This is a genomic window from Georgenia wutianyii, assembly GCF_006349365.1.
GTDB classification, from domain to species: domain Bacteria; phylum Actinomycetota; class Actinomycetes; order Actinomycetales; family Actinomycetaceae; genus Oceanitalea; species Oceanitalea wutianyii.
This window is the reverse complement of the sequence record NZ_CP040899.1, coordinates 500,954-519,145: the sequence shown is the minus strand read 5'-3', so window position 1 is coordinate 519,145 and position 18,192 is coordinate 500,954. Positions and strand designations below refer to the sequence as shown.

General features: G+C 71.9%; 21 protein-coding genes. 5 read left to right on the top strand and 16 right to left on the bottom strand.

From position 1 onward, the window contains the following. Nucleotides 1-208: 208 nt before the first annotated feature. Nucleotides 209-1,603: a PhoH family protein gene (locus FE251_RS02425; RefSeq protein WP_139072204.1), complete on the bottom strand. Its 1,395-nt coding sequence runs from the start codon at nt 1,601-1,603 to the stop codon at nt 209-211. Nucleotides 1,604-1,837: 234 nt separating this feature from the next. After that, nucleotides 1,838-2,599 (bottom strand): isoprenyl transferase, encoded by a 762-nt coding sequence (locus FE251_RS02420; RefSeq protein ID WP_139072205.1) that lies wholly within the window; start codon nt 2,597-2,599, stop codon nt 1,838-1,840. Between the two features lie 145 nt (nt 2,600-2,744). On the opposite strand from FE251_RS02420, the gene trhA reads away from it, so the two are divergent. After that, nucleotides 2,745-3,458: a PAQR family membrane homeostasis protein TrhA gene (gene trhA / locus FE251_RS02415; RefSeq protein WP_139072206.1), complete on the top strand. Its 714-nt coding sequence runs from the start codon at nt 2,745-2,747 to the stop codon at nt 3,456-3,458. 3 nt (nt 3,459-3,461) lie between these two features. Here the strand turns inward: trhA and FE251_RS02410 are convergent, their stop codons facing one another. Together FE251_RS02410 and mca are read right to left on the bottom strand one after the other, a co-directional pair. Beyond that, a complete protein-coding gene (locus tag FE251_RS02410; protein ID WP_139072207.1) occupies nt 3,462-3,734 on the bottom strand; it encodes a hypothetical protein in 273 nt (90 codons plus the stop codon). Further along, the gene (gene mca, locus FE251_RS02405; protein ID WP_139072208.1) at nt 3,731-4,603 is read right to left on the bottom strand and encodes a mycothiol conjugate amidase Mca; all 873 of its coding nucleotides are present in this window, start codon (nt 4,601-4,603) and stop codon (nt 3,731-3,733) included. Before mca ends, FE251_RS02410 begins: the two co-directional genes overlap by 4 nt. A gap of 96 nt (nt 4,604-4,699) precedes the next feature. Here mca and FE251_RS02400 point away from each other — a divergent pair, with 96 nt between their 5' ends. Both FE251_RS02400 and greA read left to right on the top strand, forming a co-directional pair. Next, complete coding sequence (locus FE251_RS02400; protein WP_168202625.1) at nt 4,700-5,113, top strand: DUF4307 domain-containing protein; 414 nt, start codon at nt 4,700-4,702, stop codon at nt 5,111-5,113. Nucleotides 5,114-5,285: 172 nt separating this feature from the next. Then, nucleotides 5,286-5,771, top strand: a complete 486-nt coding sequence (gene greA / locus FE251_RS02395) for a transcription elongation factor GreA (RefSeq protein ID WP_230976512.1) — start codon at nt 5,286-5,288, stop codon at nt 5,769-5,771. Nucleotides 5,772-5,825: 54 nt separating this feature from the next. Here the strand turns inward: greA and ilvA are convergent, their stop codons facing one another. Then, nucleotides 5,826-7,046, bottom strand: coding sequence for a threonine ammonia-lyase (gene ilvA, locus FE251_RS02390; RefSeq protein WP_139947677.1), 1,221 nt, complete (start codon nt 7,044-7,046; stop codon nt 5,826-5,828). Continuing rightward, complete coding sequence (locus FE251_RS02385) at nt 7,043-8,419, bottom strand: AI-2E family transporter (RefSeq protein ID WP_139947675.1); 1,377 nt, start codon at nt 8,417-8,419, stop codon at nt 7,043-7,045. The genes ilvA and FE251_RS02385 overlap by 4 nt, the downstream gene beginning before the upstream one ends. Nucleotides 8,420-8,637: 218 nt before the next feature. Here FE251_RS02385 and msrA point away from each other — a divergent pair, with 218 nt between their 5' ends. After that, nucleotides 8,638-9,303: a peptide-methionine (S)-S-oxide reductase MsrA gene (msrA, locus tag FE251_RS02380; RefSeq protein ID WP_139949232.1), complete on the top strand. Its 666-nt coding sequence runs from the start codon at nt 8,638-8,640 to the stop codon at nt 9,301-9,303. A gap of 34 nt (nt 9,304-9,337) precedes the next feature. Here the strand turns inward: msrA and FE251_RS02375 are convergent, their stop codons facing one another. Continuing rightward, a complete protein-coding gene (locus FE251_RS02375; RefSeq protein WP_139947673.1) occupies nt 9,338-9,787 on the bottom strand; it encodes a hypothetical protein in 450 nt (149 codons plus the stop codon). Nucleotides 9,788-9,966: 179 nt separating this feature from the next. On the opposite strand from FE251_RS02375, the gene FE251_RS15910 reads away from it, so the two are divergent. Beyond that, a complete protein-coding gene (locus tag FE251_RS15910; RefSeq protein WP_269144722.1) occupies nt 9,967-10,095 on the top strand; it encodes a hypothetical protein in 129 nt (42 codons plus the stop codon). Between the two features lie 26 nt (nt 10,096-10,121). On the opposite strand, the gene FE251_RS02370 is transcribed toward FE251_RS15910, so the two are convergent. From FE251_RS02370 to FE251_RS02330, 9 genes are all read right to left on the bottom strand, one after another. Further along, complete coding sequence (locus FE251_RS02370) at nt 10,122-11,078, bottom strand: LacI family DNA-binding transcriptional regulator (protein ID WP_139072213.1); 957 nt, start codon at nt 11,076-11,078, stop codon at nt 10,122-10,124. A gap of 23 nt (nt 11,079-11,101) precedes the next feature. Beyond that, the gene (locus FE251_RS02365; RefSeq protein WP_139947671.1) at nt 11,102-12,250 is read right to left on the bottom strand and encodes an N-acetylglucosamine-6-phosphate deacetylase; all 1,149 of its coding nucleotides are present in this window, start codon (nt 12,248-12,250) and stop codon (nt 11,102-11,104) included. Beyond that, a complete protein-coding gene (locus tag FE251_RS02360) occupies nt 12,240-12,980 on the bottom strand; it encodes a 6-phosphogluconolactonase (protein ID WP_139072215.1) in 741 nt (246 codons plus the stop codon). Before FE251_RS02360 ends, FE251_RS02365 begins: the two co-directional genes overlap by 11 nt. A 15-nt stretch (nt 12,981-12,995) precedes the next feature. Next, nucleotides 12,996-13,742: a sugar isomerase domain-containing protein gene (locus FE251_RS02355; protein ID WP_139072216.1), complete on the bottom strand. Its 747-nt coding sequence runs from the start codon at nt 13,740-13,742 to the stop codon at nt 12,996-12,998. Between the two features lie 27 nt (nt 13,743-13,769). Continuing rightward, nucleotides 13,770-15,056: a TRAP transporter large permease gene (locus tag FE251_RS02350; RefSeq protein WP_230976591.1), complete on the bottom strand. Its 1,287-nt coding sequence runs from the start codon at nt 15,054-15,056 to the stop codon at nt 13,770-13,772. Next, the gene (locus FE251_RS02345) at nt 15,056-15,538 is read right to left on the bottom strand and encodes a TRAP transporter small permease (RefSeq protein WP_139947669.1); all 483 of its coding nucleotides are present in this window, start codon (nt 15,536-15,538) and stop codon (nt 15,056-15,058) included. Before FE251_RS02345 ends, FE251_RS02350 begins: the two co-directional genes overlap by 1 nt. A 140-nt stretch (nt 15,539-15,678) precedes the next feature. Then, the gene (locus FE251_RS02340; protein WP_139947667.1) at nt 15,679-16,728 is read right to left on the bottom strand and encodes a TRAP transporter substrate-binding protein; all 1,050 of its coding nucleotides are present in this window, start codon (nt 16,726-16,728) and stop codon (nt 15,679-15,681) included. 109 nt (nt 16,729-16,837) lie between these two features. Then, nucleotides 16,838-17,710 (bottom strand): LLM class flavin-dependent oxidoreductase, encoded by an 873-nt coding sequence (locus FE251_RS02335; protein ID WP_139947665.1) that lies wholly within the window; start codon nt 17,708-17,710, stop codon nt 16,838-16,840. Nucleotides 17,711-17,785: 75 nt separating this feature from the next. Continuing rightward, a complete protein-coding gene (locus FE251_RS02330; RefSeq protein ID WP_139072219.1) occupies nt 17,786-18,190 on the bottom strand; it encodes an FKBP-type peptidyl-prolyl cis-trans isomerase in 405 nt (134 codons plus the stop codon). Nucleotides 18,191-18,192: the final 2 nt, after the last annotated feature.

Sequence of the window (18,192 nt, the reverse complement as noted above, 5' to 3'; positions counted from 1 at the left end):
AAGTCGGCTCTCGCGCACAAGTCGGCTCTCGCGCACAAGTCGGCTCTCGCGCACAAGTCGGCTCTCGCGCACAAGTCGGCTCTCGCGCACAAGTCGGCTCTCGCGCACAAGTCGGCTGTCGCGGGGAGTGGGGGGCCTGGGGGCCTCGGACCGGCGGACCGGCGGGCGGGCGGGACGGTGGTGGGCAGGCGGGCGGGGGCAGGGGGCGTCAGAGGATGGGGGCGGTGTCCTCGAGGACCTCGGTGACGAGGGCGGCGATGGCCGAGCGCTCGGACCGGGTGAGGGTCACGTGGGCGAACAGCGGGTTGCCCTTGAGCATCTCGACGACGGCGGCCACACCGTCGTGCCGGCCCACCCGCAGGTTGTCGCGCTGGGCGACGTCGTGGGTGAGGACCACCCGGGAGTTCTGACCGATCCGTGAGAGCACGGTGAGGAGCACGTTGCGTTCGAGGGACTGCGCCTCGTCGACGATGACGAAGGTGTCGTGCAGCGACCGGCCGCGGATGTGGGTGAGCGGCAGGACCTCGAGCATCCCGCGCCCCATCACCTCGTCGACCACGTTGCGGTCCACCAGCGCCCCGAGGGTGTCGAACACGGCCTCGGCCCACGGGTTCATCTTCTCCGCCTCGGTGCCCGGCAGGTAGCCGAGGTCCTGGCCGCCGACGGCGTACAGCGGTCGGAAGACGACGACCTTCTTGTGCTCGCGGCGCTCGAGCACGGCCTCGAGCCCGGCGCACAGGGCGAGTGCGGACTTGCCGGTGCCGGCCCGTCCGCCGAGGGAGACGATGCCGACCTCCGGGTCGGTGAGCACGTCGATGGCGATGCGCTGCTCGGCGCTGCGGCCGCGCACCCCGAAGACCTCGCGGTCCCCACGCACGAGGCTGAGGGTGCGGTCCGGGCGCACCCGGCCCAGGGCCGAGCCGCGCCCCGAGTGGAGCACGACGCCGGTGTGGCACAGCTCGCCGGCGAGGTCCTCGGCCATCGACAGACCGTCGAGGGCGATCCGCTCCTCCCCGAAGAGGGTGGCCATCTCCTCGTCAGTGAGGTTGGCCGTCGTCATCCCGGTCCAGCCGGACTCCACGACCTGCTGGGCGCGGTACTCCTCGGCGCTGAGCCCGACGGCCGAGGCCTTGACCCGCATCGGCAGGTCCTTGGAGACGACGGTGACCTCGCACCCCTCGGCGGCGAGGCTCGCGGCGACGGCGAGGATGCGGCTGTCGTTGTCCCCGAGGCGCAGGCCCGAGGGCAGGACGGTGGGGTCGGAGTGGTTGAGCTCCACGCGCAGGGTGCCGCCGGCGGTGCCGATCGGGATCGGGGTGTCGAGCCGGCCGTGGTGGACGCGCAGGTCGTCGAGCAGGCGCAGCGCGGCGCGCGCGAAGTAGCCGAGCTCGGGGTGGTGGCGCTTGCCCTCGAGCTCGGTGATGACGACGACGGGCAGGACGACGTCGTGCTCGGCGAACCGCCCGATCGCGTAGGGGTCGGAGAGCAGCACAGAGGTGTCGAGCACGTAGGTGAGTCGCTGGGGCACGGCGTCCTCGGTGCCGGGCACAGGTGCCTGCCCGAGATCGGCGGACAGGTCCGGCTGCTGGATCAGCGTGGTCATGTAGGAGCTCCCTCCGGCGCGTCGGCGCAGCGGGACGGCGCCGGCTCGGTGAGTGGCAGGTGGCCGGCCGGCGGTGGGCCGGCGGCCCCCACGCGTGGTGCTGCATCCATCGGCGGGCCTCCCCGAAGGGCAGCGGGTGTGCTGCCCGTCACATCTGACGCTACGACCTCCTCGCCCGGGAGCGCGGGAGGACACACCCGGGCGCGGGAGCGCGGGTCCCGCAGGTCACCCCGCTCAGCGGCCGAGACGGCGCTCGCGCTGAGCGTAGTCGCGCAGGGCGCGCAGGAAGTCCACGCGCCGGAAGTCGGGCCAGTAGACCTCGCAGAAGTAGTACTCGCTGTGGACGCTCTGCCACAGGAGGAAGCCGCCCAGTCGCTGCTCGCCGGAGGTGCGGATGACGAGGTCGGGGTCCGGCTGGCCCTTGGTGTAGAGGTGGTCGGCGATGTCCTCGATGCCGATGGCCTCGGCCGCCTCCTCGAGGTGGAGGCCACGGTCGGCGTAGGACCGCAGCAGGGACCGCACGGCGGCGGTGATCTCGTAGCGCCCGCCGTAGCCGATGGCGACGTTGACGCCCATCCCGGTGACGTCGGCGGTCCGTTCCTCGGCGCGGGCGAGGCGCTCGGCGACCTCCTTCGGCAGGAGCTCGAGCGCGCCGACGACGCGCAGCCGCCACCGCCCGGTCTCGGCGAGGGACTCCACGGCGGAGCAGATGATCTCGAGGAGCTCGGCGACCTCCTCGGCGTCGCGCTGGAGGTTGTCGGTGGACAGCATCCACAGGGTGACGATCTGCACCCCGGCGTCCTCGGCCCAGCCGAGCACCTCGGTGATCTTGTCCGCGCCCTTGCGGTGCCCGTGCGAGGCGGGGTTGCCGAGCGCGCGGGCCCAGCGCCGGTTGCCGTCGAGGATGACGCCGACGTGGCGCGGGACCGCGCTCTTGTCGAGGGCGCGGGCGAGCCGGCGCTCGTACAGCCCGTACAGCAGGCGAGGGGGCCGCATGATTCTGGCGCACTCCTGTCGACGACGTCGGGGCTGGCTGGTCGGATATCAGGCTACTCCGCGCGCGACACCTCGCCGCCGCCGACCTGGTCTACGCTGTCGGAGGTTACGCAACCGTAGGTTTCGATCTTCCGAGGGGTGAGGGATGGGCCGACCAGACGCCCACGACACTGTCCGCCACGCCGCCGACGCTGTCGGGGAGCAGGCCGAGGCGATCATCGACGCCGTCAAGCCGCGCCTGCGCGGCGCGATCCACGCCGGGACCGCTCCGATCGCCCTCGTCCTGGGCATCGTGCTGGTCGTCCTGGCGCCCGCCGGTGCCGCGCGCACCTCCACGGCCGTCTTCGCCGTGACAGCGGTGCTGCTCTTCGGCACGAGCGCGGTCTACCACCGCGGCACCTGGTCCGCGCCGGTCGGGGCGGCGCTGCGTCGGCTCGACCACGCGAACATCTTCCTGCTCATCGCCGGCACCTACACGCCGCTGGCCGTGCTGCTGCTGCCGCCGGACACGGCCACGGTGCTTCTCACCGTCGTGTGGGTCGGGGCCGCGGCGGGCATCCTCATGCGCGTGTTCTGGCTGGACGCCCCGCGCTGGCTCTACGTGCCGATCTACATCGCGCTGGGCTGGGTGGCCGTGTGGTTCCTGCCCGACTTCTTCCGCAACGGCAGCCCGTCGATCATGTGGCTGGTCATCGCCGGCGGCGTGTCCTACACGGCGGGCGCGGTCGTCTACGGGCTCAAGCGGCCCAACCCGAGCCCGCGGTGGTTCGGCTTCCACGAGATCTTCCACGTCGGCACCGTGGGCGGGTACCTGTGCCACGCGGCGGCGGTGCTCCTCGCCCTGCACGCCGCGCGCTGAGCCTCAGCGGTCGCCGGGCCGGTCCCCCGGCGCGGCGGCCGCGTCCTGCGCTCCGGCCTCCTCGGCCGTGCGCTCCTGGCGCAGCTTGTCGTGGTCGATCCGGCGCACGTGCTTGACGAGCGAGCGGAACAGCAGCCAGCCGGCCACGGCGAGGGCGAAGAACATGACGAAGCCCGCGATCCCGGGCGACACCGTGTAGATCGTCATCTCGGACGGAGTGGGGTCGGGCGTCTGGGCGGCGACGGCGAGCAGCGCCGGCCCGAGGAGGGTGGTCACGCCACCAGCCTACGCAGCCCGGCGAACAGGTCGTCCTCGGGCAGCTCGACGGGCACACGCGACTCGGCCAGCTCGAAGTCCTCGAAGGGCCACACCTCACGCTCGACGTCGCGTGGCACCTCGAAGAAGAAGCCGTCCGGGTCGATCTGCGTGGCGTGGGCGCGCAGCGCCTCGTCGCGCCGGTCGAAGTAGTCCTCGCAGCGGATGCGGGTCGTCACCGTGCGCTCCGGGCGCCGGGAGGCCCGCTCGAGCCACTCGTCGAAGGGCGAGACGAGCCCGCGCTCGTGCATGGCGGTGGAGATCGCCTCGATGCGCGCGTAGGAGAAGCCGACGTCGTAGTACAGCTTGGAGACCTCCCACGCCGGACCTGCCTGCGGGTACTGCTCGGGGTCGGCGGCCGCGTGGAACGCGGCCACCGAGATCTCGTGGCAGCGGACGTGGTCGGGGTGGGGGTAACCGCCGAGCTCGTTGTACGTCGTCATGACGTGGGGGCGGAAGGTGCGGATCTCCCGGACCAGCGCACCGACGGACTCCTCGAGAGGCACGAGCGCGAAGCAGCCCTCCGGCAGCGGCGGCAGCGGGTCACCCTCGGGCAGCCCGGAGTCCACGAAGCCGAGCCACACGTGCTCGATCCCCAGCGCCTCGGCCGCCGCCGCCATCTCCCGACGCCGGTAGGCGGGCATGTCCGCGAGGATCGTCTCGTCGTGGGCGAGCTTGGGGTTGAGGATGGAGCCGCGCTCGCCCCCGGTGCAGGTCACCACCCGCACGCGTTCACCCTCGGCGGTGTACCGAGCCATCGTCGCGGCACCCTTGCTCGACTCGTCGTCGGGGTGCGCGTGCACCGCCATGAGGCGCATCGGCTCGCTCACTGTCAGTCTCCTCCTGCTCTCGACCGGCCTCGATTCTCGCCCGCCGCGGTCCTCGCGGGCAATGTCGGTGCTCGCGGGTCGGGGACAATGGGCGCCGTGAGCACGAACGACGACGAGACCCGCGCCGCCCTGGCCGCGCGGTACGGCCTGCCCCCGGACGCCGCGACCCGACGCCGCCGACGCGTCCTGCTCGCCGCGCTCGCACTCCTCGCCGTCGCGGCGTTCGTCGTCCTCGCCGTCGTCTCCACCGACGAGCCGGTGCGGGCCGACGAGGCGGCGCTCACCGTCGTCGACGACTCCGCCGTCGAGGTGAGTCTCCTCGTCCACCGGGAGCCCGGGACCGAGGCGGAGTGCACCGTCCTCGCCCTCAACTCGCGGTTCGCGCAGGTCGGCGTCGCCCGGGTGCCGGTCCCCGCCTCGGACGAGCGCAGCACCCTCGTCACCACCCGGGTGGCGACCACCGAGCCCGCGGTCGGCGCCCGTGTCCAGGAGTGCCACGCGACACGGTAGGCAAACGGAACGGCTGTTCGACCCGGGTTTGCTATCCTGGCGGCCATCGCCCGCGCGGCGAGCAACGTCGCCTCGCCCGTCGCGGCGACACGCCTGACACGCAGACACACATACGAGGAAGCCTCGGCCCGCTCAGCGGCCGGGGCTCATGATTTTTGTTGGAGGAGGGAACGTGGCCGAGACAGCGACCACCTGGCTGACCGAGGAGGCGTACAACCGCCTCAAGGCAGAGCTGGAGCACCTCACGGGGCCCGGGCGCGCGGAGATCACCGAGCGCATCGAGGCTGCCCGTGCCGAGGGTGACCTCAAGGAGAACGGCGGCTACCACGCTGCCCGCGAGGAGCAGGGCAAGCTGGAGGGACGGATCGTCCAGCTGACCGAGCTGCTGCGCAACGCGCACGTCGGCGAGGCGCCGGCGGACGACGGCATCGTCGAGGCCGGCATGGTCGTCACCGCGACCATCGCCGGTGAGAAGGAGGTCTTCCTCCTGGGCTCGCGAGAGGGCGCTCGCGACGTCGACGTCGAGGTGTTCTCCGAGCGCTCGCCGCTCGGGGCGGCCGTCGTGGGCCACAAGGCCGGCGACAAGGTCTCCTACGAGGCACCCAACGGCAAGTCGATCTCCGTGGAGATCCTCGAGGTCAAGCCCTTCACGGGCTGAGTCCTGCCGCGAGCGGGGTGTCGGTGGCTGCGGCCACCGGCACCCCGTTCGCGTCTACCCGACCGAGCGGAAGACCACCCCGTAGCCCTCGGCGTGGAGCCGGGCGACGACCTCGTCGCAGTGGTCGGTCCCCTTCGTCTCGAGCTCGACGCCGATGAGCACCTCGGCGAGGCCGAGGCCCGTGCCCGTGCGGTCGTGCTGGACGCTGACGACGTTCGCCCCGGTCGTCGCGAGCACGGCGAGCAGGCCGGCCAGCGAACCGGGCTCGTCCGGGACCCGGACCTTCATCCGGAGGTAGCGGCCGGCGGCGACGAGGCCGTGGCGCAGGATGCGCTGGAGGACGAGCGGGTCGACGTTGCCGCCCGACAGGACGACGACGACCGGCCCCTCGAGGCCGCCCGCGCCGTCGAGCAGGGTGGCCACCCCGGCGGCGCCGGAGGGCTCGACGACGAGCTTGGCCCGCTCGGCGAGCAGGAGCATCGCCCGGGCGATCTGCTCCTCGCTCACCGTGAGGACGGCGTCGACGTGGGCGCGCACGATCCCCAGGGTGAGCTCCCCGGGGGCAGGGACGGCGATGCCGTCGGCGATCGTCCGCATCCGGGTGAGTGCGACCGGGTGGCCCGCAGCGAGCGACGCGGGGAACGCGGCCGCGCCCTCGGCCTGGACACCGACGACGCGGACGTCGGCGCCCGTGGCGTGCACGGCGGCCGCGACGCCGGCGAGCAGACCGCCGCCGCCCGTCGGGACGAGGATGGTGCGGACGTCAGGGACCTGCTCGAGGATCTCCAGGCCGAGCGTGGCCTGGCCGGCGACGACGTCGGCGTGGTCGAAGGGCGGGATGAGAACGCGTCCGGTGGCGGCGGCCTCCCGCTGCGCGGCGACGAGTGTCTCGGCGAGCGTCGCGCCCTCCTGGCGGACCTGCGCGCCGTAACCGCGGGTGGCGGCGAGCTTGGGCAGCGCGGCGTTCCGCGGCATGTAGACGAGCGCCGAGACGCCGAGCTCCCGTGCCGCGAGCGCGACACCCTGGGCGTGGTTGCCGGCGCTGGCGGCGACGACGCCGCGGGCCTTCTCCCCCGGGCTCAGGCGCGAGAGCCGCACGTAGGCGCCGCGGAGCTTGAAGGAGCCGGTGCGTTGGAGGTTCTCGCACTTGAGGTGGACGGGGACGCCGGCGACGGCGCTGAGCGAGGTGCTCTCCTCGACGGGCGTGCGGGTCGTGACGCCCTGCAGGAGCCGGGCGGCGTCCTGGAGGTCGGTGAGGTCGAGCGGTGGGATCACGGCTGGGCGGGGCGGTCGGGTGTGTCCGGGGTGCCGGGCAGGTCCGCGGGGGCGTCCTCGTCGGAGGTGACCGAGGCGGTCTGCATCGCCTTGTCCTCCTCGTCCTCCTCCTCCTCGGTGGTGCTCGACTCGAAGGAGTCCTTGATGGAGCGGAACAGGGTGCCCGGTGGCCCGCCGGGCCGGTGCCAGTCCGTCGCGGCTCTCGGGTGCTTGTCGTGGCCGGCGAGGTAGAGGACCACGGTGTTGACCACGGCGGCGACCGGCACCGCGAGGAGCGCGCCGAGGACGCCGGCCACACCGGTCCCGGCGGTCACGGCGAGCAGCACCGCGACCGGGTGGAGGGACACGGCGTTGCCCATGAGCCACGGCTGCAGGACGTTGCCCTCGAACTGCTGCACGGCGAGGACGATGACGAACATGATGACCGCGGTCCGGACGTCCTGGTCGACGAGCGCGACGAGGACCGCGACCGAGCCGCTGATCAGCGCACCGACGATGGGGATGAACGCGCCCAGGAACACGAGGATCGTCAGCGGCAGGACGAGCGGCAGGCCGAGGATCCAGGCGCCCAGGCCGATGCCGAGGGAGTCGACGAAGGCGACGAGGATCTGGGTGCGGGCGTAGCCGCCGAGCGTGATCCAGCCGCGGATGCCGGCCTCGTTGGCCCGGCTGCGGGCGCGGACCGGCATGAGGCGCACGAACCACTGCCAGATCCGGCGCCCCTCCTTGAGGAAGAAGAACAGGCAGAAGATCGAGATGAGCACCCCGGCGACGATCTCGGTGAGGGTGGTCGTCGCCGCGAGCGCGCCGGACGCGAGCGCCCCCGCGTTCGTCTCGACCTGCGCGAGCGCCTCATCGATGTAGGCCTGGAGCTGGTCCTGGTCGATGCCGAGCGGTCCGTCGGACACCCAGGCGAGGAGCTCGTCGAAGCCGCGGACCGCCTGGTCGGCGAGGTCGGTGAAGCCGTTGATGATGGAGCGGCCGGCGAGGGTGAGCAGGCCGGAGACGACCGCGACGACGCCGAGGAGGGTCACGATCGCGGCGAGCGTGCGCGGGAAGCGGAGGCGCTTGCGGAGCCAGGCCGAGACCGGGTCGAGGAGGACGGCGAGGAGGATCGCGATGACGAAGGCGACGACGACGGTCTTGAACACGACGACGACGTAGCCGACGAGCGCGACTGCCGCGGCGATAGCGAGGAACCGCCACGCCCACGCGGCGGCGGCGCGGACCGGGTAGGGCACCGCGTACTGGGCGGGTTCCTCGGTCGCGCGGGCCGGACGGACGGGCGCCGTCGGTGCCTGCGGGAGGTCCAAGGGCTCCGCGCGTCGCTCCGGCGTCAGCCGGGCGAGCCACCCGGGCCTGTTCTCGGTCATGGTCCCCGCAATCGGTGTGGTGTGAGAGCCGAACCACAGCCTAGGGGAACGCTCGGACACCACCGGCACCCCAGGGACCTGGCCGGCGCGACTCAGGAAACACTCAGGTTGCTGTGGTGTTCTAATGGGCAGCGCCGGCTGCCGTCCCCCCGCGGCAGTCGGCGCCTTACTTCTCACCGGAGGTGGCGTCCGTGTTCTTCTCCCGACCGACCCCGCGCATGGTCACCGCCGCCGAGGCCCTGCCCGGCCGCCCGACCCCCTTCACCGTGCCCGATCGGCACGAGGTGCTCGGCACGCCGCTGCGCGGCCCGTGGCCGGAGGGCACCGAGGTCCTCTACGTCGCGATGGGCTGCTTCTGGGGCGCCGAGCGCATCTTCTGGCGGCTCGACGGCGTCGTGAGCACGGCTGCCGGCTACCTCGGCGGGTTCACCCCGAACCCGACGTACGAGGAGGTGTGCACCGGGCGCACCGGGCACACCGAGGCCGTGCTCGTCGCCTACGACCCCGCCCGCACCGACCCCGAGCGGCTGCTCAAGGCGTTCTGGGAGAACCACGACCCGACGACGCCCAACCGCCAGGGCAACGACGTCGGCACCCAGTACCGCTCGGCGATCTACTGGACCACCCCCGGGCAGCAGCGCGCCGCCGAGGCCACCCAGGAGGCCTTCGGCCGGGTGCTGGCCGACGCCGGGCACGGGCCCATCACCACCGAGCTGGCCCCCGCGGGCACGTTCTACTACGCCGAGGACTACCACCAGCAGTACCTGCACAAGAACCCCGGCGGGTACTGCAACCACGGCCCGAACGGCTACACCTGCCCCGTCGGTCTGCTGCGTCAGGACCAGGTCCCGGCGCAGGTCGACGTCGCCCCGCCGACCGACTGACGGCACCGGCCCCGCCGCACGGGCCCGGTCGAGGTCACTCCCCCAGGACCTCGACCGTGTCGCCCTCCGCGACGTACCCGTCGGCGTACATCGTGCCGACGAACCGCGCCCCGAGGTCGGCCTCGCCGGGAACGGCAGCCACCGGCACGGTGACCGCCAGCTCGAACGTCCCGTCGTCGCCCGCGTCGACGGTCCCGAGCACGACGTCCTCCCCGCCCTGACGCCACAGCACCTCGATGTCCTCGAGGGGCGCGTCCTGCGGCGAGGGCTCGCCCGGCGAGACGGTGTCGTCGCAGCTGTCGAGGAAGGCCGTCCCGGTCACCCTGAGCGACTCATCCGGGCGTACCTCGAGACGTTCGGCCCGGACGTGCGGCGCCTCGCAGGCTCCGGAGGTTCCCGCCTGGACGGTCGGCGGCTGCGAGCAGCCGAGGAGCACGCCGACCAGGGCGGCACCGGAGACGAGTGAGGCGAGTCGACGGTCCATGGTGCGGCTCCTGTGGAGGACGGCTGGCCGGTCTGCCGCCGACGATAGGTGCCGCGACGCGCCCATGAGGCCAGAACGGCCTCGCGACCTGCCGTCGCCGGGGCGCGGCGACGCGCGCTCGCGGTGCCGTCCGCCCCGTCTGGGACACCCCTTCGCGTGCTTATGTCACGCTGCAAAGGGTGTCGCAGGGCTGCAAGGGGTGTCCCAGAGGGGCAAGGAGGCCGGCGATCGGCATCGCGGTCACGAGCATGGTCGGCGTCCTCGTCTACGGCATCGGGACGTTCGTCGTCGTGCCGTGGCTGCGCTGAGGCAGCCGGTCCCCCCGCCCTCCGGTTCAGATGGTCGCGCCGGGCCGGTAGGAGCCGCTGACGACGACGGTCTGCGGCTCGCCCGCACCCTCGCCGAGGAGCAGGTCGACCGCGATCCGTGCCGCCATCCGGGTGTCGAGGTGGACCGTGGACAGCGCCGGACTAGTGCTGATCGGCAGCGCGTCGTCGCAGCCGAGGATGCGGAAGTCTCGCGGCGGGCGGTAGCCACGGGCCCCCATACCGTCGAGCACACCGTGGGCGACGATGTCATCGAAGGCGACGACGAGCTCGTGGCTGCGTATCTCCACGCTTCTCACGACCTCGCGCGCCGCCTCGTACGTCGGCTCCGACAGGCTCAGCCGCCGGTAGGGCACCCCGTGTCGCTCGGCGGCCGCCCTCGCGCTCTCCTCACGCTCGGTGTTGGGCCACCACCGCTCGTCACTGCCGATGTAGCTGACCCCCGAGATGCCCTTCTCCGCGCCGTCCTCGACCGCGTCCGCGATGGCCCCGGCCGCGGAGACGAGGACCGTGGGGATGCCCTTGACCTGCGCGTTGATCAGGATGGTCGGGACCTCCCGGGCGATGACGCGCACCTGGGCCGCGGACATGCGCGGTGAGGCGAGGATGAGCCCGGCGACGTCGTGGCTGACGAGGCGCGCGAGCTGCTGCTCCCGGTTGGCGTTGTGCTCGCTGCTGAGGATGTAGAGGGAGTACCCCTGCTCCTCGGCGTTGAGCTGCGTGGCGTGCACGAGCGGCGGGAAGAACGGGTTGGACAGGTCGGGCACGATGAGCCCGAGGGCGGAGGACCGCCCTGTGCTCAGCGCCTTGGCGTGCCTGTTGTGCCGGAAGCCCAGCTCCTCGGCCGCGGCCTTGACCCGCGCGACGGTCTCGGCGCGCAGCCGGTGAGGGTGGTTGAAGGCTCGCGACGCGGTCGAGGCCGAGACGCCCGCCGTCCGCGCGACGTCGGCGATGGTCACGGCCACGGCCCGTCCCCCCTTGGCGTTCGTCACCGGGTTCGCGCCCCGCTTCCGGTGACCACCTGCAGAGCCTGGAAGTCGCGGTCCCACAGGACGAGGGATGCCATCGACCCGGGCGTGATCGTCCCGATGACGTCGCCGCCGCCGAGCTCGGCGAACAGGCGCCCCGGTACGCGCGTGGCCATCGCGAAGACCTCCGAGCGGGACAGCCGGGTCCCGGCCAGCGCGAACCGGACGCAGTCGGCCAGCGAGACCGCGGAGCCGGCGAGCAGTCGCTGGTCGCTCGCGAGGGCGAGGCGTCGGTCGGCCGAGAGGACGACCTCACCGCCCACCGGCGTGGTGTACCGCCCCGGCGGCGAGCCCGCGAGCGCGACGGAGTCCGAGACGAGGAAGCAGTGGTCCACCCCCTTGGCCCGGACGACGGTCTCGACGACGGTGGCCGGCAGGTGGTGGCCGTCGGCGATCAGCCCCGCGTCCAGCGTGGGGTCGGCGATCTGCTCCCACAGGAGGTTGGGGTGCCGGGCGATCTCCGAGCGCACCCCGTTGCCCAGATGCGTGGAGAGCGTGGCGCCGGCCACCGAGGCACCGGCGACCTGCTCGGCCGTGGCGTGCGTGTGGCCGATCGCCACGTGCACCCCGAGCCTGCGGAGGGCCGCGACCTTCCGCGGCGCGTCGTCCCAGTGGGGCGACACGGTGACGTAGCCGATCGGGAAGATCTCGTGCCAGCGACGGACCTCGTCGACGGCGATGTCCCGCACGTGCTCGACGGCGTGCGCTCCCCGCGGGCCGTCGTGCGGCGAGATGAACGGGCCCTCGATGTGGGCGGCCCGGATCGCGCCGGCCACGACCGGGTCCTGGGCGACGGCGTCGGCCAGGACCCGCAGGATCCGTGCGATGTGTTCGTGGTCCTGCGTGATGACGGTGGGGACCCAGGCACCCGTCCCGTGCCGGGCGAGCTCGCGCACCATGGCCGACACGTCGTCCACCGTGAGGTCGACGGAGTTGACGTCGATCCCACCGAAGCCGTTGACCTGCAGGTCCACGAGGGCGTGGCTCAACCACGGCAGGTCGGCCGCTGTGTCGAGCAGCTCGACGTCCTCGACCGTCCCGGCACGGACCGAGACGCGAACCGGGCGTCCCGTGAGGACGTCGCGCCCCTCATAGGCCTCAGCCGACACGGGACATCGCCTCCTCGTCGACGAGGACGGTCGTGACCGGGTGCTCCCGCAGGGCGGTCGCCGGCACGGCGTTGCCCACGGGCTCCTCGAGCATCGCCCTCACCGCCTCCGCCTTGGCCTCTCCCAGCACTGAGCACACGATGGCACGGGAGGCGAGCATCCGGGGGACGGTCACGGTGACGGCGTGCTCCGGCACGGCACCGAGCGCGGGGAACAGCCCTTCGTCGACCTGCTGCACCCGTGACGCGCGAGCGAGGCGGATGTGCCGCACGGGCAGCGGGTCCTGCAGGTCGCAACCCGGGTCGTTGAAGGCGAGGTGCCCGTTGATCCCGATCCCGCACAGGACGAGGTCGAAGTCCCCGGCGGGCAGCAGCGCCGCGTAGGCCGCCGCGGCGGACTCCGGGTCTCCCCCGGCGTCGATGCGCTCGAAGGTCGCCTGGTGACCGGCGGGCAGCTGGTCGAAGTACGTGCGGCCCAGCCACGCACCGAAGGCCTGCGGCGCGTCCTCGGGGAGGCCGACGTACTCGTCCATGTGGAAGTAGCGCACCGGCTTGTCGTGGATGTCGGCGGCAGCGAGCGCCCGCAGGACGGGGATCTGGCTGGGCGCCGCGGCGAGCAGCACTGTGGCCGCTCTCCCCTCGGCGTGTGCCCGGCTGATGGCCGCGACCGCCAGCCGGGCGCCGGCCGCACCGAGCTCGTCGTGGGTGCGGTTCCGGATGAGTTCAAGCATCAGGGTTCTCCAGTGTCAGAGGTAGCGGATGCGACCCTTGAAGCGGTCGACGAGCTTCGCGTTGGCCTCGTCGCCGCCCGGCGCGTTGCCGCTCGTCCACACGGCGGGCCGGCCGCCCTCCTTGAGCACCCGCTCGATGGTGAGCATCTGGATGGCGTTCATGAGGAAGGCGTTGGCGAAGGTCGAGACCGCACCGGCCGGCGGCACGTCGCCCTCGAAGGACATGACGGCGTCACCGACGGGCACCAGCGAGTCGAGGAAGAGGTCCGCGAGGTCGTGGAGGTTCTGCTTCGACGGGTGGCGGGCCGGGTGGTCCGGGCCGATCGTCTCGGCGTGCTGCCGGGAGCTGACGCCGACCACGGTCGCACCGAGCTCCTTGGCGCGCATCGTCGAGTCGATGACGGCGGAGTTCATCCCGTAGGAGTTGACGACGAGGATGAGGTCGCCCTCGCCCAGGCCGGAGTTGTCGATGACGACGCGGCCGTAGCCCGGGGTGCGCTCCATGGCCATCGAGCGCAGCGCCCCGCTGGAGAGCATCGTGCCCTCGTCGAGGATCGCGGCGATGTTCATGAGGCCACCGGCCCGGAAGAAGGCCTCCTGGCTGGCGATGTTGGCGTGGCCGCCCGGCCCGTACACGTAGATGAGGCGGTCCTCGCGCACGCGGCGCGCGGTCTCGTCGATGACGAGCGGGAGGACCTTCTCGTTGACCTCGATGACGCGGCTGAGCATGCCGGAGATGTAGGCGTGGTAGGTGTGGAGCATCGTCGTTCCTTTCGAGGGCGACCGCACTCAGAAGAGCAGGCCGGGGAGGCCTGCGGTGAGCGCCGGGATGAAGGTGGTCAGGACGACCACCACGAAGTAGACGAGGATGAACGGGACCGCCTCCCGCACGAGGGGGGAGAACTGGACCCGTGCCAGCTTGGTGGTGACGAACAGCAGGGCACCCACCGGTGGCGTGATCAGGCCGACCATGAGGTTGACGACGATCATCGCCGAGTAGTGGATCGGGTCGATGCCGAGCGCGATCGCGCTGGGCAGGAGGACCGGCACGAAGATGAGGATCGCCGGGATGGCGTCCATGATCGTGCCGAGCAGCAGGAACAGGAGCATGGTGAGGAGCAGGAACGTCACCGGTCCGAACCCGGCGTCCTGCACGAACTCGTCGACGCGGGTCCCGAGCCGGGTGAGCGCGACGATGTAGGTGAACCCACCGACCGCGGCGAAGATCATCATGATCGTCGCGGAGAACAGGGCGGTCTGGGAGAACACCTGGAAGACCGAACGCAGGTCGAGGGACTTGTAGACCAGTCCGAGGACCAGCACGTACGCCGAGGACAGGATCGAGATCTCGGTGACGGTGGCGAAGCCGCCGATGACCCCGGCGATGATGAGGATCGGGGTGAGCAGCGCGGGCACCGCACGGACGGTCACCGCGCGCAGTCCCGCCTCGCGGTACGGGTTCACGGCCGCCGTGTCCGGGATGCGCGCCGTCCCCCGGCTGCGCAGGACCACGACGAGGAAGAGCCCGGCGATGAGCAGCACGCCGGGCACGATGCCCGCCATGAACAGCTGGCCCACGGACAGCGAGGTCACGAGAGCGACGAACACCATCGGCACGCTCGGCGGGATGACCGGCCCGAGCACCGCGGAGGAGGCGACCACTGCCGCCGAGAACTCCTGGCGGTAGCCCGAACGCTTCATCATCGGGAGCATCGAGGAACCGATCATGGAGGCCGCCGCGGGCGCCGACCCGCTCACGGTCGAGGCGAACGCGCTCGCCCCGATGACGGTGTAAGCCAGCCCGCCCTTGATCCCACCGATGAAGTACATGAGGAACGCGACGATGCGCTCGGTCAGTCCCGCCTTCGACATGAGCGAGCCCATGAGGATGAAGAACGGGATGGCGAGCAGCTCGTAGGAGTCGACGCCGGCCGCCATCTGGGTGGGCAGCGCCGTGGCCGACCCGTAGTCACCGATGACGAGGGTGACGAGCACCGCGATGAGCATCGCGAGGAAGATGGGCGCACCGAGCGCCATCAGCCCGAACATCACGACGAAGAGGACACCGATCTCCATCACTTGGCCTCACCGCCCTCGGCGACGTCGGTCGGCTGCTGGCCCTGCAGGCTCATGAGGACCCCGAAGAGGACCATGAAGAACCCGAGGACGGGCACGGCGAGGTAGGCGTACCCCGTCGGGATGCCGAGCTGGATGTACTGGATGTCCATGCGGTTCATGGCCACCGCGGCGCCGGAGACGAGGAGGATGAACCCGATCCCCACTTCCAGGGCGCGCACGACGAGTGCGCTCACCGTCCGGAACGCAGCTGGCGCACGCTGGACGACGAAGTCGACGAGCAGGTGCTCGCGAAGGCCGATGGCGGCGGAGGCGCCGATCATGATGACCCACGTGACGAGGAGCCGGCTGAGGTCGTTGACCCAGATCCAGCCGCCCGTGATCGGCCTGGTGGCGATCTGGGCGACGTTGACGAGGAACAACGCCAGCAGCACGGCACCGGCGATGGCGGCCAGTCGGGTGGAGATGCCCGTGACGAGCATGTCCCTCCTCGGCGCCTGGGGCGGTGCGGAGTCCACTATGTCTCCCTTGGCTAGTGATTGTGCAAGCGCTTGCAATCCGCCGGGGCGGGAACCGGGCGAGCGGGCGCGGGTGGGGGTGCGCCCGCTCGCCCGGGGTCTGGTCAGCCGTCCGCGTGCTCCGCGGCGAGCTGCTTGACGAGGTCGAGCGTGCCCTCGGGCCACATGTCGCCGTCGAACTGGTCGAACTGCCCGTCCAGCGCCTCACGGAAGGCGTCCATGTCGACGTCCACGACGGTCATGTTCTCCTCGATGACGGCCATGGCCTCCTCGATCGTGGCCCGCGTCGCCTCGGTGACCTCCTCGCCGACGCGCTCCATCTCCTCCTCGAGGATCGAGCGGTGCTCCTCGCACAGGCCCTGCCACAGGTCGTCGTTGAAGTACCAGGCACGCACGTCGCGGATGTAGTCCGTCGGCATGTAGTAGTCCTGCACCTCGTAGATGCTGTTGTTCACCACCGCGACGGAACCGGTCTCCTGCGCGTCGACCACTCCCTGTCGGAGGGAGAAGTACAGGTCGGACAGGGCGATGACCTGGGGCTGTGCACCGAGCGCGACAGCGAACGCCTGCGGGATCGGGGCGTCCGCGATGCGGATGCGCAGGCCTTCCATGTCGGCCGGCGTCACGACCGGGCGGTTGGCGGTGAGCGCCCGCGGCTCGTTGTCCCCGGAGGCCTCGACGACCCGGACACCGGTGGCCTCGGCCGCCCGGTCGAAGATCTCGGCGAACTCCTCGGAGTCCAGCACCGCCTTGAACTGCTCGTAGCTGTCCCAGAGGAAGGGCACGGTCAGGGCCGTGAACTCCTCCGCGCCGGCCAGCGCCGAGTACGTCGAGATCGTCTCGTAGTAGACGTCGATCTCACCGCTCGCGACGCCTGCGTAGGCGTCGTTCATGTCGCCGAGCTGACTGTCGGGGAACACCTGCATGTCGATGGCACCGTCGGTGCGCTCCGCGACCCGCTCCGCCATCGCCTCGGCGGCGATCGTGCCGGGGTCGTTGGCCGTGCGGATCATCGCGACGCGGATGGCCTGGTCCTGGCACTGTCCCGCGTCGGCACTGCTCGAGTCACCGCCGCCCGCGCCCGTGAGAAACCCGCATCCGGTGAGCACCGTCGCTCCCAGCGCGGCAGCCGCAACCACCTTGACATTACGCATATGCCTACCTCCTCGTTAGGTGGCGCGAGCATGGCATGCAAGCGGTTGCACGTCAACAATCGGTCAATGACCCGGCAGCCGGGTCAGAACCGGGCTGGCTCAGCGACGGTCAGACCGCCCGCAGGTCGGGCAGCCGCTCGGCGAGGGCGTCGAGCACGGCCTCACTGCCGGCGAAGACGCCGGACTCGCGGGGCCAGTGGACCAGGACGTCGGTGAAGCCCAGCTCCCGGGCCCGCCCGACGCTGTCCTCCACGTGGTCGACGGAGTCGAGGGTGTAGGCGGCGGTGTCGACGTCGAGGTAGCGGGGCATGCCGGAGCGGCCGTGCTCGGCCTCGATCTCGGCGAACCGGGAGGCGAGGCGGGCCACGCCCTGCCACCACTGCGACTCGTCCGCGGCGGCGCCGTCCCCGACGGTCGCCCAGCCCTCACCGCTCCGGGCCGCGAGCGCCATCCCGCGCGGACCGTTGGCGGCGACGACGAACGGCATCCGCGGCCGCTGGGTGCTGCCGGGGATCATCCTGGCGTCGACGGCGGTGAAGTACTCCCCGGACCACGTCGTGCGGTCCTGGGTGAGCAGGAGGTCGAGCAGCTCGACGAACTCCTCGAAGCGGCGCTGGCGCTGCGGGCCGGTGAGGCGCGGCAGGCCGAGGACGTCGGCGTCCACGCCAGTGCCGCCCGAGCCCACGCCCAGGAGCACGCGCCCGCCGGAGACGTCGTCGAGCGACATGAGCTCCTTGGCGAACGTCACCGGGTGGCGGTAGTTCGGCGAGGCGACCCACGTGCCGAGGCGGATGGTCGACGTCACCGTCGCGGCCGCCGTCAGGGTCGGGACGGTGGCGAACCACGGCTCGTCGACGAGGCTGCGCCACGCGAGGTGGTCGAAGGTCCAGGCGTGGTCGAAGCCCATCCCCTCGGCGCGGCGCCACAGCTCGGCCCCCTCACGCCACCGCTGCTGGGGAAGGATCTCGATGCCGATGCGCACGGCGGGCACCTCTCTGCACAGGCGCGGGCGCCGTCGGCGGCACCGACGACGCCCGCGCAGGAGCTGATGGAAGGACTACTCGACGCCGACGATGTCGACGACGAAGACGAGGGTGTCCTCGCCGCCGATGCCGGCCTGCGGCACGCCGCGCGGGCCGTAGCCGTGCTCCGGCGGGATGGACAGGAGGACGCGCGAGCCGATCGCCTTGCCGACGAGGCCGTCGTCCCAGCCGCCGATGACCATCCCGACGCCGATCGGGAAGGAGATGGTCTGACCGCGGGTGTAGGAGCTGTCGAAGACGGGCCCGTCCCAGATCTGGCCGTGGTAGTTGACCACGATCGTGTTGCCTGCCTCGACGGCCGGGCCGTCACCGGCCTCGAGCACCTGCACCTGCAGGCCCTCGGGGGCGGGGGTGTCGGGGAAGGTCAGGGTGGGCTCGTCGCCGAAGCCGCCGGAGGCGGTGGGGAGGTCTGCGCTCATGG

Bases quoted from the DNA above. Each gene is read 5' to 3' on its own strand.
- FE251_RS02425 (WP_139072204.1), bottom strand. From the start codon at position 1,603: ATGACCACGCTGATCCAGCAGCCGGACCTGTCCGCCGATCTCGGGCAG.
- FE251_RS02420 (WP_139072205.1), bottom strand. From the start codon at position 2,599: ATGCGGCCCCCTCGCCTGCTGTACGGGCTGTACGAGCGCCGGCTCGCC.
- trhA (WP_139072206.1), top strand. From the start codon at position 2,745: ATGGGCCGACCAGACGCCCACGACACTGTCCGCCACGCCGCCGACGCT.
- FE251_RS02385 (WP_139947675.1), bottom strand. From the start codon at position 8,419: ATGACCGAGAACAGGCCCGGGTGGCTCGCCCGGCTGACGCCGGAGCGA.
- msrA (WP_139949232.1), top strand. From the start codon at position 8,638: ATGGTCACCGCCGCCGAGGCCCTGCCCGGCCGCCCGACCCCCTTCACC.
- FE251_RS02375 (WP_139947673.1), bottom strand. From the start codon at position 9,787: ATGGACCGTCGACTCGCCTCACTCGTCTCCGGTGCCGCCCTGGTCGGC.
- FE251_RS02360 (WP_139072215.1), bottom strand. From the start codon at position 12,980: ATGCTTGAACTCATCCGGAACCGCACCCACGACGAGCTCGGTGCGGCC.
- FE251_RS02355 (WP_139072216.1), bottom strand. From the start codon at position 13,742: ATGCTCCACACCTACCACGCCTACATCTCCGGCATGCTCAGCCGCGTC.
- FE251_RS02350 (WP_230976591.1), bottom strand. From the start codon at position 15,056: ATGGAGATCGGTGTCCTCTTCGTCGTGATGTTCGGGCTGATGGCGCTC.
- FE251_RS02345 (WP_139947669.1), bottom strand. From the start codon at position 15,538: ATGCTCGTCACGGGCATCTCCACCCGACTGGCCGCCATCGCCGGTGCC.
- FE251_RS02340 (WP_139947667.1), bottom strand. From the start codon at position 16,728: ATGCGTAATGTCAAGGTGGTTGCGGCTGCCGCGCTGGGAGCGACGGTG.
- FE251_RS02330 (WP_139072219.1), bottom strand. From the start codon at position 18,190: ATGAGCGCAGACCTCCCCACCGCCTCCGGCGGCTTCGGCGACGAGCCC.